Genomic DNA, 12,913 nt, shown 5'->3' on the forward strand with positions numbered 1-12,913 from the left:
GATTTTTTCACTGAGTTAATTTCCTGTAAGCAGAAGATTATGCTTTGTGAAGCCTTGGGCTGGAGTCAGCGATGCGAGTGGTAATTTTAGGTAGTGGAGTGGTGGGCGTAGCCAGTGCCTGGTATTTGGCGAAGGCGGGGCATGAGGTGACGGTGATCGATCGTCAGCCAGGCCCCGCACTGGAAACCAGCGCGGCGAACGCCGGGCAGATTTCACCGGGTTATGCTGCCCCCTGGGCGGCGCCGGGCGTGCCGCTGAAGGCCATCAAGTGGATGTTCCAGCGCCATGCGCCGTTGGCCATCCGCCTCGACGGCAGCAGCTTCCAGCTGAGCTGGATGTGGCAGATGTTGAAAAACTGCAACACCGAACACTACATGACCAACAAAGGCCGCATGGTGCGCCTGGCGGAATACAGCCGCGATTGTATCAAGGCGCTGCGTCAGGAAACCGGCATCCAGTACGAAGGTCGCCAGGGCGGCACGCTGCAGCTGTTTCGCACTCAACAACAGTTCGAAAACGCCGCGAAAGACATTGCGGTATTGGAAGATGCCGGCGTGCCTTACCGGTTGCTGGAAGCCGGCCAGCTCGGCAGCGTCGAGCCGGCGCTGGCGCAGGTGGCGCACAAGCTGACCGGTGGCCTGCAGTTGCCGAACGACGAAACCGGCGATTGCCAGCTGTTTACGCAACAGTTGGCGAAGATGGCAGAGCAGGCGGGCGTCACCTTCCTGTTCAACCGCAGCGTCGATCGTCTGCTGGTGGAGGGCGACAAGATCGCCGGCGCGCAGTGCGGCGAGGAAGTGTTCAAGGCCGACAGCTATGTGGTGGCGTTCGGCTCGTACTCCACGGCGCTGCTGCGCGGCCTGGTGTCCATTCCGGTTTACCCGCTGAAGGGCTATTCGTTGACCATTCCTATCACCGACGAAGCGGCGGCGCCGTTCTCTACGGTATTGGATGAGACGTATAAAATCGCCATCACACGCTTCGACCAGCGCATTCGCGTTGGCGGCATGGCGGAGATCGTCGGTTTCAATACGCAGCTGGAGCAAAAACGGCGCGAAACGCTGGAAATGGTGGTGCGCGATCTCTACCCGAACGGCGGCCGAGTGGAAGAGGCGACGTTCTGGACCGGCCTGCGGCCGATGACGCCGGACGGCACGCCAATTGTCGGCCGCACCTCGCTGAAGAACCTGTATCTCAATACCGGGCATGGCACGTTGGGCTGGACGATGGCCTGTGGCTCCGGGCAGTTGTTGTCCGATCTGATGTCCGGCATTACGCCGGCGATCCCTTCCGATGACCTGGCGGTGGCGCGTTACAGCGCCGGGTTTCGTCAGCAACACGCGGTTCCGCTGAACGACGTGCATCCCGCACGTTAATCGTTGACTCTGTCATAGACTTTCCCGGCCACGCGCAGGCGCGCGTGGCCGCCGTACGCTGCCCCAAGGAGAAGCGATGCCCCGTCCCATAACCGCCACGATGCATCTCGGCGCGATTGAAAATAACCTGCAGGTGGTGCGCCGTTTCGCCCCCGGCGCCAAAGTCTGGGCGGTGGTCAAGGCTAACGCCTATGGCCACGGCATCAAACACGTTTGGCGCAGCATGGCGCAAACCGACGGCTTCGCCATGCTGGATCTGGCCGAAGCGGTGCTGCTGCGCGAGTCGGGTTGGCAAGGGCCTATCCTGTTGTTGGAAGGCTTCTTCCAGCCGCAGGATCTGGCGTTGCTTGATCGTTATCGCCTGACGACGGCGGTGCACAGCGACTGGCAACTGGCGGCGATCGCCGACGCCACGCTGAACGCGCCGCTCAATGTCTATCTGAAAGTGAACAGTGGCATGAATCGGCTGGGGTTCGCACCCGAGCGGCTGCATGAGGTGTGGCGCAGGGCGCAGGCGGTAGCCAACATTGCCGAGCTTACGCTGATGAGCCATTTCGCCACCGCCGACGGCCCCGAAGGCGTGACGCAGCAGATGGCCACCATCGAGGCGGCGGCTACCGATATACCGCTGCCGCGCTGCCTGGCCAACTCGGCCGCCACGCTGTGGCACCCTTCGACCCACGGCAGTTGGATCCGTCCTGGGATCGTTCTCTATGGCGCTTCGCCGAGCGGTTGCTGGAATGACGTTGCGGCGACGGGGCTGCAGCCGGCGATGACGCTGAGCAGTGAAATCATCGGCATTCAGCAGCTGAAGTCTGGCGATCGTGTGGGTTACGGTGGTCGTTACAGCGCCGCAGGCGCACAGCGTATCGGCGTGGTGGCCTGCGGTTACGCCGACGGCTATCCGCGTCATGCGCCGACTGGTACGCCGGTATGGGTTGGCGGCGTGCTGACGCGCACCCTGGGAACGGTATCGATGGATATGCTGGCGGTGGATCTGACGCCCTGTCCGCAAGTCGAACTGGGCGCCGAAGTCGAGCTGTGGGGGAAACGTCTGCCGGTGGATGAGGTGGCCACGGCGGCAGGGACGTTAGGCTATGAACTGCTGTCGGCGTTAGCGGCGCGAGTGCCGGTCGCCATCGAGGCCTGAGCCGGGGCTTAGGCGACTTTTCTGATCTGCCCTTTAATCTGCTTGCTGAGCCGCCGCGCGTGCAGCGCCAGCAGGCAGCCCGCCAGCATCACCAGCGCCAGCGACAGCTTGGGTTGCAGCGGCAACGCCATCGCCACCAGACCCAGCGCGGCGCCGCCCGCCATCTGCACGAAACCGACCAGCGCGGACGCGACGCCGGCCTCATTGGAGTAGGGTTCCAACGCGTAGCTGGTGGCCGGGCCCATCACGAATGCCAACCCGGCGCAGGCGCTGGCGACGGGCAGCATATACGCCAGCCAGTGCGTTTGCGCCGTCGCGGGCAGCAGCATGACGCCCAGCAGCAGGCCCAGACAGCCCAGCCCCATCAACATGCCGCCGGTCGCCAGACAAACCGGGCGGCCGACCTTGTGGATGATGCGGTTGGCGAAGAAGCTGACCAGCATGATCCAGAAACCGTTGGCGCCGAACACCAGCGAGAATTGCAGCGGCGTCAGGCCGGCGGTGCCCATCAGCACGTTCGGTGCCAGAGAAACGTAGGTCAGCGCCATGCCCATCGCCCCGGAGTTCACCACCGCAAAGGAGAGAAAACGCCGTTCGCTGAGGATGCGCGCGTATTGACGCACCGGCAACCCCTTGACCGGCACGGTGTCGGCGGGGCGAGTTTCCGGCAGGCGCAGCGCGATGAGCGCCAACACCAGCAGCGCGTAGCCGACCAGAAACCAGAAGGGCGCGCGCCAGCCGAAGGCTTCGGCGAGCAGGCCGCCGAGCAGCGGCGCCAGCGCCGGGATGATGTTCAGCGTGCCGTTAAGAAAGCCGAAAGCGCGGGCGGCGTCGTCGCCATTCAGGCGATCGCGCACGCCGCTGAAGGCGACGACGGCGGTACAGCAAACGGCCACCCCTTGCAGCAGACGCGAAGCGATGAAAATCGTCGGGCTGGTGGCCAGCGCCGCCATCGCGGCGCCGATCATGTAGAGGATAATGCCGGCCAGCGCCACCGGTTTGCGGCCATAGTTATCCACCAGCGGGCCGGCGATGACCTGGCCGAGGCCAAGTACCAGAATAAATAGCGATATGGTGGATTGGATCAACGCTTCGCTGCTGCCCAGACCGACGGCAATAGCGGGAATCGTCGGCAGATAAAGATCGATGCCTAATGGGCCGAGCAGCACCAGGCTGAGAAGCATAAACAGAAACTTTTGCATAACAGAAAAGGCACGTCCGAGTGACAAAGAGGGCTAGAGTAGAGACTCTGGCGGCAAATGAAAAGGGGCAAAGCGGGTCAGCGCTGCGCCCCCTGACGATAATAGAGCGCCGAGACGGTATCGGCCACATAGAGGGCCTGGTGGCGAGCATCATCCAGCGCACGATGCGGCATACCTTCGAACGGGCGAGCCTTTTTCGGGTTAAAGCCATGCAGTTCCGCCAGCGTGATCACCGTGCGCACGTCCTGAGTATCCCAAAACTTCCACGGGCAGGGCATTTCCAACTGCTGGAAGGCGTGTTCGAGGATCGCGCAGTCGAACTCTTTGCCGTTGCCCCAGACTTTCACCGTGTCGGTGCTGTTCATATGGATAAAGCGGCTGAGGCTGCTCAGCACGCGCTTCAGGCTCTCGGTGCCGCCGAAGGCCTGTTTGCGCGCTTCATCGGACTGTTTCGCCCACCAGGCGACCGTGTCCAGGCTGATGGTACGGCCCGGTTGGTCTTTCTGACTGCTGACGGCGGTTTCGAATTCGGCGCCCAGCGCCCCGGTCCGGGGATCGAAAAACACCGCCGCAACCACCAGAATGACGGCGCTGGGTTTTATATCCAGGGTTTCAATGTCTAACATCAGATGGTGCATCGGCGTTTCCGGTGGTGGGCGTGGTGGCTTAATGTTACTACAGAACGTGCGCCGATGCGGCCGGTGCGCACATGAAATCCTTTTAAAGCGCCTCGTTCAGGTTATGATGCTCGTGATACTCTTGTCAGGTTGGTCGCTATCGGTGAGAACGCTTATCTTTATTCTGTGCATGGCCGGCTACTTGCTGTTGCTGGGCTACCTTAGCATGTTCGTCACGGACAAGATCTGTGAGAAGGCGGGTAACTACACCAAAATATGCCGCGTCGTAGACATTTCCGAACCTCATATTCCCAAATAGCCCCCAGTTTATCCCAGATAGTCGGTGGTAATCAGCGGCGTCAGGATGGCCGCCAGCGCCGTGAGCGCCCCCCATTGCCGCCAGCCCAGCCGCGCCAGCCAGTCATGCCGCTGCGGCGGCGTGGACAGTTGCCCGACGGCTACGGCGCCGGTCAGCAGCAGCGTCAGAATCAGCAGCACCAGGCAACGGCTCACCAACGTGAACTCAACATGCAGCACATTGGCGTAATACAGGCGCATCAGAATAAAATAGCTCAGCAAGATCCAGGCGAAAACGACGTTCTTCTTGAGCACCTGCTGCAGCATCAACGCGAGAAACAGGCTGTGAAACAGCGACAGCAGCGGGGCCTCGATCGGGTGCCGAACGCAGACGTTGTAGACCGCCATATAAATGTTGAAAACCAGCAGGATATAGATCACATAAATATACCAGCCGTAGATGACCTTGAGCTTTTTCGGGGTCGGCGGCAGGGAGAGTGCGTCCGGTTTCATTAATGCCTCCTGATGATGCCATGTAAACGCTGTGCTTGAAGACGGCGCGGCGACATCGTAATTTAAAATCCACAGGGTATATATCACCCGAGCGCTAAATGACAATTAAACGCGGGATCGGCTTTATTTCCGCGTTGGCCTGGAACTCTTTTGCGCCCGCGGGGTCGATTGGCGTACGAATGCCTGGCGGTTTTTGCATTATGATGACAGATATAATTTATTGATATGAAAGATTATAAAAACACTTCGGGCACAAAAATCCTGCTGCTGTTCAGCCTGGCGTTTTATACGCTATTGCCACCGTTGCTGACGGCGGTCGTGTTCAACCGTTTCAATCTTAATCCGTTCGCGATCGTCAAATTTTTTCACTTCAACCCGTTTTTGGCCGATCGGGGCATACCCGGCTATCAGACTTTCTTCTACTTGCTGATGCTATGGTTGGGGTTGAACGCTTTGCTCTGGCTGCTGGTGTGGGGGGCGGGGCGATTGTATCAGCGCTGGCGATCGCCGCGCGGCTGATAGTTTCTCAAAGGGGAAAGTTGCCTGGGGAAATGACTTTTCATTCAATAATGAGACGTATTATCATTTTGTTCGCCGGTGAGGGGAAAAGGGTTGTCTCCTTCTGTGCCCCCCGATCCGGCACGACATTGCTCACATTGCTTCCCGTTTTCATGCCAGCCTTGCGCTGGCACTTTTTTATCCCACGCCAAAAACCATGACGCCGGTGGTCAGCCTCTTTTCATTAATATGACTGTTTAAAAGCCAGCGCGCGGCATTGGGGCGTTAGAACAGCGAAAACAGCAACACCACCGGCAGGCTCAACGGCCAGGTTAACCCGATGGTCAGTGCGCTGATACAGCGAATTTTGACGGTGTCCCGGCTAACCAGGTAGGTGAAAACCATAGAAACTAACAGACCAATAAAATAACAGTATTGCGTTGCAACCCACAGCGGCGACATGAAACCCGATCCCAGTTGTATTTTTACGCGCGAATTCTAGGAGCTTGGCGGGTGATAATCAATGACCAAAGGCCCTTTATTCAAACCTTTATCCATAAGTATGCATAATTTATTTCTATAAAGAACGTAGGGTTATTAGCGGCTTTATGTTTATTGCCAAAAGAAATCAACAGCATAGTTACCGGTAACATCTTGCGTCAGGCAAGCCATCCTTCTGGAGTGAACTCCGCTGAGCAGTTAAAGAGTCGGTGAAGGGGGAAACGCGGTGGGGTTATGACTCATAAAAATTAATGATGTATTTGCGGACGGCAAGGCTAAGGTGAGGTGGCGTCGGGTTTGGCGGTACGTGAACCCTTCAGGCGCCGGTTTTAGCGCATCGGTCGCGATGCGCCGCTTGCCCGCCAGGGAGGGGGATGGTTGTCGTTACGGGTTTAATGAATGTTAAGACCGTAGACGAACAGCCACGAAAACAGCAGCGCCAGCAGGCATGCCATAAAAACGATGGAGATCATTTCCTTCACAACTTCATTCCTTTTCCCGGTGAGCCAAATTTACTTCTCTTTGTTTTTGCGCGAAATTTTAGATCGGTATGGGTAAAAATCCTAGTTTTAATCCTGTTTTTTCCCGGCCTTGCGGCGTAAGCCGCTTCGATAAGCCGTGGCGGCGGTGGGAAATCGGGGACGTTAACTCGTCGTAGCTATTGCTGAACGCCATGAGGCTGACTATATAAAAGGGGGACTGCGTGGCGTCGAAGGCAGCCAGGCTCGCCCCTTGCGGGGCCGTTCATCTGCCTGCGGCGCTTTCCTATGAGATGAAGGAGTCGGCAATGAGCACAAAACCAACTATCGTGCTGGTACACGGATTCTGGGGCGGCGCCGCGCACTGGAGTAAGGTCATCATCGAGTTGTCGCGCAGGGGATATACGGCGATTCATGCGGTGGAAATGCCGTTGACGTCGCTGGCTGAGGATGCGGAACGTACGCGTAAGATGGTCGCGCAGCAAGCGGGACCGGTATTGTTGGTCGGGCACTCTTACGGCGGTGCTGTGATCACGGAAATGGGCAACCAGCCTAACGTGGTTGGCCTGGTCTACATCGCCGCGTTTGCGCCGGATGCCGGTGAAAGTGCCGGCGGTATTACGCAAGCGCATCCTCCTGCGGCAGTCGAGAATCTGGCCCCGGACAGCGACGGTTATCTGTGGATTAAAACCGACAAGTTTCACGAAAGCTTTTGCCAGGATCTGACCGCCGACGAGGCATTGGTGATGGCGGTGGCGCAGAAGGCCCCGCTGGCCGATACCTTTGGCAACACCATCGGCGAGCCCGCCTGGAAACATAAGCCGTCATGGTATCAACTTTCCAGCGACGATCGAATGATAGCGCCGGAGAATCAGCGGCGCATGGCGCAGCGGCTGCAGGCCAAGAAAGTGATGGTGCTGAATGCCAGCCATGCCTCGCTGGTTTCCCATGCCGATGAGGTGGCGGGTTTGATTGACGAAGCGGCAGGTTTGAAATAAAGCAGGGGCAGGAAGGCTCGACATTCTGCGGCAGATTATCCCTTCGCTGCCTATTACGCCGGACGAAAGCGCCGGCGTAATAGGCGCTAATTAGGGATAAGCGCTGATATCGTTATAACAGCATCATCAACACGACGGCGGCGGTAATAATGGCGTAGAGGTCTGCCTTACGCATATCGCCTTAGCGCCCGTTAACGCCGATCATTTCTATTGCCGCACGATGCAGCCGCTGAAAATAATCATCGGGCTGCTTTTCTATCTCCTGGATAAGGCTGGCGAGCAGGTTCTGTTTGGTTATCGGCTTGTTGGCGGTCAACACCAGCAGCACGTTTTTGCCGAGCAGGCAACATATTTGCTTATGGTATTCATCAACATCGTGCTTGTTGAGGCCATAGAGGGTGTAGTCGATCATGATGTCTAACCTGCTGACAGGTAAATGCCCGCCGCAGCGGGCTGAGAAGCCATAGAAAAATAAAATGATGCAAATTTCGCTTAGGAAGAGACTTAAGCGATGGGGTAACGATAACTGAATGGGAATATTCCTATCAAGCCGTGCGGGGGTAGCGGCGGATGTTTAGGAATAACCTCAGAAGAACAAATAATAGAGAGAACCGTTCTGGGGAATCTGACTTATTATTGTTGTTGCCATTGTTTAAAAAATAAACATGGGTTTTGCAAATGTATAATGCGAAAAAGAAACAGCCGGAAAACGGTGCTTTCCGGCTGTGGTGACATTCACGCGGCGTTATTCACACGGTCTGCTTACGGAACAGTTCGCGGAATACCGGATAGATATCGTCCGGTTCGCGGATATGCTGCATGGCGAAGTTGTCGAATTTCGCCTGTAGATCCTCGTATTCGCGCCACAGCGTTTGGTGAGCGCGGCGAGTGATTTCTATGTAGCTGTAATAACGCACCATCGGCAGGATCTTTTTCGCCAACAGCTCATGACACAGCGGTGAATCGTCGGCCCAGTTGTCGCCGTCCGACGCTTGCGCGGCATAGATATTCCATTGCGCCGGGTCATAACGTTCTTCGACTACGTCATTCATTAACTTCAGCGCGCTGGAAACGATGGTGCCACCGGTTTCCTGCGAATAGAAGAACTCCTGTTCGTCCACCTCTTTCGCCTGGGTGTGATGGCGAATGTAGACCACCTCGACGTTTTTATAGGTTCGGCTCAGGAACAAATAGAGCAGAATGTAAAAACGCTTGGCCATGTCTTTGGTCGCCTGGTCCATCGAGCCGGACACGTCCATCAGGCAGAACATCACCGCCTGGCTGGAGGGCTCCGGCCGGCGCTCATAGTTTTTGTAGCGCAGGTCGAAGGTATCGATAAACGGCACGCTTTCGATTTTCTTGCGCAGTTCGGCAATTTCCTTGCGCAGCCGCTCCTCTTCCAGTAATTGCACCGGCTCGGTATTTTCCAACTGGGTCAGCGCATCTTCCAGCTCGTGCAACGCGCGTCTTTTACCGGCGGTCATGGCGGTTCGTCGCGCCAGCGAATTCTGCAGCGAACGCACGACGCTGATGTTGGCCGGCACGCCATTGGCGGTATAGCCGGCACGATGGGTTTTGAACTCGGTCAACTGCTTGTACTGATTCTTTTTCAGATTGGGCAGGGCGAGATCCTCGAACAAAAGATCGAGGTACTCGTCTTTGGAGATCTGGAAGACGAATTCATCCTGGCCTTCACCGTCCTGGCTGGCGTTGCCCTGGCCGCCGCCACCGCCTGCGCCGCCCTGAGGCCGCTCAACGCGATCGTTCTGCACGAAGTGGTCATTGCCTGGGTGAACGCGATGGCGTGTGCCGCCGCGCCCCTGATGAAACATCGGTTCGTTGATATCGTCAGTGGGGATGGAGACCGACTCCCCGCTGTCTACGTCGGTGACCGAACGCTTGTTGATGGCTTCGGCAATCGACTGTTTGATTTGCGACTTGTAACGGCGCAAGAAGCGCTGGCGGTTCACCATGCTCTTGTTTTTGCCGTTCAGCCGTCGGTCAATGAAATAGGCCATACTTCCCCCAAACGACGTTGCCAACTCTTCATGTCCCGGTCGCGACAGCGCAATGTGTAAGCCCCTCCTTGGGCTGCGCTGCAACGTCCATGACTGTGGACATGGCCCTGATAATGCCGCTTACCTGAGGCGTTATGAGGATTTTCTGACCCGCAGATACCATTCACACAACAGGCGCACCTGCTTGCGGGTATAGCCTTTCTCCATCATGCGGTCGACGAAGTCGTCGTGTTTTTTCTGCTCGTCCGTCGAGGTTTTGGCGTTAAACGAAATCACCGGCAACAGCTCTTCGGTATTGGAGAACATTTTCTTCTCGATCACGGTGCGCAGCTTCTCGTAGCTGGTCCAGTTCGGATTGCGGCCGTTGTTGTTGGCGCGGGCGCGCAGCACGAAGTTCACGATTTCGTTGCGGAAATCTTTCGGGTTGCTGATACCGGCCGGTTTTTCAATTTTCTCCAGTTCGGCGTTCAAAGACTCGCGGTCGAACAGCTGACCGGTGTCGGGGTCGCGATACTCCTGATCCTGGATCCAGAAGTCCGCGTAGGTCACGTAACGGTCAAAAATGTTCTGTCCGTATTCCGAGTAGGATTCCAGATAGGCGGTCTGGATCTCTTTGCCGATAAACTCGGCGTATTTCGGGATCAGATAGCCTTTCAGATGTTCGAGGTATTTCTCGGCCAAATCCTGCGGGAACTGTTCGCGTTCGATCTGCTGCTCCAACACATAGAATAGGTGCACCGGGTTGGCTGCCACCTCGGCGTGATCGAAGTTGAATACCCGCGAGAGGATTTTAAAGGCGAAACGGGTGGAGAGGCCGTTCATGCCTTCGTCAACCCCGGCGTAGTCGCGGTACTCCTGATAGGACTTGGCTTTCGGATCGGTATCCTTGAGGCTTTCGCCGTCATACACGCGCATTTTCGAGTAAATGCTCGAGTTTTCCGGCTCTTTCAGCCGCGACAGCACGCTAAAGCGCGCCAGCGTTTCGAGGGTGCCCGGCGCGCAGGGCGCGTGAGTCAGCTCGCTGTGATCCAGCAGCTTGTCGTAAATCTTGATCTCTTCCGACACGCGCAGGCAGTAAGGCACCTTGACGATGTACACGCGGTCGAGGAACGCTTCGTTGTTCTTGTTGTTACGGAAGGTCACCCACTCGGATTCGTTGGAGTGCGCCAGAATAATGCCGTTGAACGGCAGGGCGGAGATGCCCTCGGTGCCGTTGTAGTTACCTTCCTGAGTCGCCGTCAGCAGCGGATGCAGCACTTTGATCGGCGCTTTGAACATCTCGACGAATTCCATAATCCCCTGGTTGGCGCGGCACAGTGCGCCGGAATAGCCGTAGGCGTCCGGATCGTTCTGCGCGTGGTTCTCCAGCTTACGGATGTCCACTTTACCGACCAGCGCCGAGATGTCCTGGTTGTTCTCATCGCCCGGTTCGGTTTTGGCGATGGCGATCTGCTCCAGGATGGAAGGGCGCACCTTCACGACTTTAAACTTGGTGATATCGCCGCCGAACTCGTGCAGGCGCTTCGCCGCCCACGGCGACATGATGGTGCCGAGATAGCGACTTGGGATGTTGAACTCTTTTTCCAGGATTGAGGCATCTTCCTGAGGGTTGAACAGGCACAGCGGATGATCGTTGACCGGGCTGCGTTCGCCGTTGGCGCTGAGGGTGTAGATGGGCACGCGCTGCATCAACGCTTTAAGGCGTTCTGCCAGTGAGGATTTACCGCCGCCTACCGGGCCCAGCAGGTAAAGGATCTGTTTCTTCTCTTCCAGGCCCTGCGCGGCGTGCTTCAGGTAAGAGACGATCTGTTCGATGGCCTCTTCCATGCCGTAGAATTCTTCGAAGGCCGGATAGCGTGCGATCACGCGGTTGGAGAACAGGCGCGACAGGCGTGATTCTAGCGCAGTGTCGACCATCACAGGTTCACCGATAGCCATCAGCAGACGTTCGGCCGCGTTGGCATAGGCACTGCGATCTTGCCGGCAAATGGTAAGAAATTCCTGCAGTGTGAACTCTTCGTCCTTGGCAGCTTCGTAGCGCTGGCGATAGTGGTCAAATATGTTCATGATGCCCGTCCTTTCGTTATTAGCACAGGTTAAAGAGAGCGTGTGATAGTGTTCTGGCTCCCGAAAGATGAGAATACGCCTGAGTACAGCAACCCGTATGCCAACTTGGTGCGCTTATTATCGCGAGTTGCGCTGTATGCCACTGGGCCCAGGATAAATTCACCTTCTGATTTAAGCTTAGTTTGCTTGCCGGAAAATTTCCTGCCGTAGAAAAAGCTTTTTTTAAGTCATATCAATGACTCAGTTATTGCCGGGATAACCAAATGCCTTGTCTGGCGCGGCCTGCGGGATAAAACGTCATCGTTCCGCCATGATTAATTCATAATTCCGCTATAAGTTATTCGATCTTGGTCGTTTTCCTTTGTAAAGATTAGGCGCGCAACTAAATTTTCACATAAACTATCGCGGCTATTAACCTTGTAATTTATGGAAAAAGAACCAGTGAAGATTTCAAAACTCAAAACGCTAGCAATTATCGCTTCCGCAATGGTTTGTGCGCAAAGTGCTCAGGCGGGGACCTGGTCACTCGGTGCTGCCGCGCTGGTTAGCCCGGACGCGTATCGCGGTTATCAGGACCGCGTTTATCCGGTGCCCGTCATCGACTATGAAGGTGACGACTTCTACTTCCGTACTCTGACCGCCGGTTACTACCTGTGGAAAGATCAAGAAAATCAGCTGAGCATCATGGGGTATTACACGCCATGGGGCTACCGTCCGGGCGACAGCGACGACGATCGCATGAAGCGTCTCGACAAGCGTCGCGGCACGCTGATGGCCGGCCTGGCCTATTCACACAACGCAGAGTGGGGCACCCTTCGTACCACGTTCACCGGCGACACGCTGAACAACAGCAACGGGCTGGTGGGCGATGTCGCTTATCTGTACAAGTTTGATCTGGACGCGCTGACGCTGGTCCCGGGCGTGGGCGTGATGTGGAACAGTAAGAACCAGAACAAATATTACTACGGCGTCAGCGCCAATGAATCACGCCGCAGCGGCCTGGACAGCTACACCCCTGGCGATAGCTGGGCTCCGTATCTCGAGCTGAGCGCCAATTATCAGATCAACAAAAGCTGGAACGCCTTCTTCGTCGGCCGCTATGTGAAATTGTCGGATGAAGTGAAAGACAGCCCGATGGTGGATAAATCTTACACCGGTTTGTTGATGACGGGTGTGAGCTACACCTTCTAATCACGC

The 12,913-nt window shown here is 56.7% G+C and carries 12 protein-coding genes; 5 read left to right on the plus strand and 7 right to left on the minus strand.

Translation table 11 applies throughout. The features are described from left to right. Positions 1-71: 71 nt before the first annotated feature. Together ACJ8OK_RS04160 and dadX are read left to right on the plus strand one after the other, a co-directional pair. Complete coding sequence (locus ACJ8OK_RS04160; RefSeq protein ID WP_082996717.1) at positions 72-1,376, plus strand: D-amino acid dehydrogenase; 1,305 nt, start codon at positions 72-74, stop codon at positions 1,374-1,376. Positions 1,377-1,452: 76 nt separating this feature from the next. Next, complete coding sequence (gene dadX / locus ACJ8OK_RS04165; protein WP_004932256.1) at positions 1,453-2,526, plus strand: catabolic alanine racemase DadX; 1,074 nt, start codon at positions 1,453-1,455, stop codon at positions 2,524-2,526. 8 nt (positions 2,527-2,534) lie between these two features. Here dadX and ACJ8OK_RS04170 read toward each other — a convergent pair whose 3' ends face one another. From ACJ8OK_RS04170 to ACJ8OK_RS04180, 3 genes are all read right to left on the minus strand, one after another. Further along, positions 2,535-3,728 (minus strand): multidrug effflux MFS transporter, encoded by a 1,194-nt coding sequence (locus ACJ8OK_RS04170; protein ID WP_075686091.1) that lies wholly within the window; start codon positions 3,726-3,728, stop codon positions 2,535-2,537. Between the two features lie 77 nt (positions 3,729-3,805). Next, a complete protein-coding gene (locus ACJ8OK_RS04175; protein ID WP_317524499.1) occupies positions 3,806-4,366 on the minus strand; it encodes a 3'-5' exonuclease in 561 nt (186 codons plus the stop codon). Positions 4,367-4,672: 306 nt separating this feature from the next. Further along, on the minus strand, positions 4,673-5,155 hold the full coding sequence (locus ACJ8OK_RS04180) for a hypothetical protein (protein WP_004932246.1): 483 nt from the start codon (positions 5,153-5,155) through the stop codon (positions 4,673-4,675). 225 nt (positions 5,156-5,380) lie between these two features. Between ACJ8OK_RS04180 and ACJ8OK_RS04185 the strand changes: the two genes are divergently transcribed. Further along, on the plus strand, positions 5,381-5,674 hold the full coding sequence (locus tag ACJ8OK_RS04185) for a hypothetical protein (RefSeq protein ID WP_015378107.1): 294 nt from the start codon (positions 5,381-5,383) through the stop codon (positions 5,672-5,674). 264 nt (positions 5,675-5,938) lie between these two features. On the opposite strand, the gene ACJ8OK_RS04190 is transcribed toward ACJ8OK_RS04185, so the two are convergent. Continuing rightward, a complete protein-coding gene (locus tag ACJ8OK_RS04190; RefSeq protein ID WP_015378105.1) occupies positions 5,939-6,115 on the minus strand; it encodes a GhoT/OrtT family toxin in 177 nt (58 codons plus the stop codon). An 826-nt stretch (positions 6,116-6,941) separates the two neighbouring features. Between ACJ8OK_RS04190 and ACJ8OK_RS04195 the strand changes: the two genes are divergently transcribed. Further along, positions 6,942-7,631: an alpha/beta hydrolase gene (locus ACJ8OK_RS04195; protein ID WP_004932239.1), complete on the plus strand. Its 690-nt coding sequence runs from the start codon at positions 6,942-6,944 to the stop codon at positions 7,629-7,631. A 181-nt stretch (positions 7,632-7,812) separates the two neighbouring features. Here ACJ8OK_RS04195 and ACJ8OK_RS04200 read toward each other — a convergent pair whose 3' ends face one another. The 3 genes from ACJ8OK_RS04200 to yeaG all read right to left on the minus strand — a co-directional run bounded on the left by ACJ8OK_RS04200 (position 7,813) and on the right by yeaG (position 11,716). Then, positions 7,813-8,043, minus strand: a complete 231-nt coding sequence (locus tag ACJ8OK_RS04200; protein ID WP_004932237.1) for a hypothetical protein — start codon at positions 8,041-8,043, stop codon at positions 7,813-7,815. Between the two features lie 337 nt (positions 8,044-8,380). Further along, positions 8,381-9,649, minus strand: coding sequence for a YeaH/YhbH family protein (locus tag ACJ8OK_RS04205; protein WP_004932234.1), 1,269 nt, complete (start codon positions 9,647-9,649; stop codon positions 8,381-8,383). 132 nt (positions 9,650-9,781) lie between these two features. Beyond that, complete coding sequence (gene yeaG / locus ACJ8OK_RS04210) at positions 9,782-11,716, minus strand: protein kinase YeaG (RefSeq protein WP_004932230.1); 1,935 nt, start codon at positions 11,714-11,716, stop codon at positions 9,782-9,784. A 426-nt stretch (positions 11,717-12,142) separates the two neighbouring features. Between yeaG and ACJ8OK_RS04215 the strand changes: the two genes are divergently transcribed. Next, on the plus strand, positions 12,143-12,907 hold the full coding sequence (locus ACJ8OK_RS04215; RefSeq protein ID WP_015378103.1) for a MipA/OmpV family protein: 765 nt from the start codon (positions 12,143-12,145) through the stop codon (positions 12,905-12,907). The last annotated feature ends 6 nt before the right edge of the window (positions 12,908-12,913 follow it).

Source organism: Serratia sp. CY71090 (assembly GCF_052166845.1).
Lineage (GTDB): Bacteria > Pseudomonadota > Gammaproteobacteria > Enterobacterales > Enterobacteriaceae > Serratia > Serratia nematodiphila.

Excerpts from the sequence above, each read along its gene's own strand:
- ACJ8OK_RS04200 (WP_004932237.1), bottom strand. The coding sequence starts at position 8,043 with ATGATCGACTACACCCTCTATGGCCTCAACAAGCACGATGTTGATGAA.
- ACJ8OK_RS04205 (WP_004932234.1), bottom strand. The coding sequence starts at position 9,649 with ATGGCCTATTTCATTGACCGACGGCTGAACGGCAAAAACAAGAGCATG.
- ACJ8OK_RS04180 (WP_004932246.1), bottom strand. The coding sequence starts at position 5,155 with ATGAAACCGGACGCACTCTCCCTGCCGCCGACCCCGAAAAAGCTCAAG.
- ACJ8OK_RS04195 (WP_004932239.1), top strand. The coding sequence starts at position 6,942 with ATGAGCACAAAACCAACTATCGTGCTGGTACACGGATTCTGGGGCGGC.
- ACJ8OK_RS04185 (WP_015378107.1), top strand. The coding sequence starts at position 5,381 with ATGAAAGATTATAAAAACACTTCGGGCACAAAAATCCTGCTGCTGTTC.
- ACJ8OK_RS04190 (WP_015378105.1), bottom strand. The coding sequence starts at position 6,115 with ATGTCGCCGCTGTGGGTTGCAACGCAATACTGTTATTTTATTGGTCTG.
- ACJ8OK_RS04215 (WP_015378103.1), top strand. The coding sequence starts at position 12,143 with ATGGAAAAAGAACCAGTGAAGATTTCAAAACTCAAAACGCTAGCAATT.
- yeaG (WP_004932230.1), bottom strand. The coding sequence starts at position 11,716 with ATGAACATATTTGACCACTATCGCCAGCGCTACGAAGCTGCCAAGGAC.
- dadX (WP_004932256.1), top strand. The coding sequence starts at position 1,453 with ATGCCCCGTCCCATAACCGCCACGATGCATCTCGGCGCGATTGAAAAT.
- ACJ8OK_RS04175 (WP_317524499.1), bottom strand. The coding sequence starts at position 4,366 with ATGCACCATCTGATGTTAGACATTGAAACCCTGGATATAAAACCCAGC.
- ACJ8OK_RS04170 (WP_075686091.1), bottom strand. The coding sequence starts at position 3,728 with ATGCAAAAGTTTCTGTTTATGCTTCTCAGCCTGGTGCTGCTCGGCCCA.
- ACJ8OK_RS04160 (WP_082996717.1), top strand. The coding sequence starts at position 72 with ATGCGAGTGGTAATTTTAGGTAGTGGAGTGGTGGGCGTAGCCAGTGCC.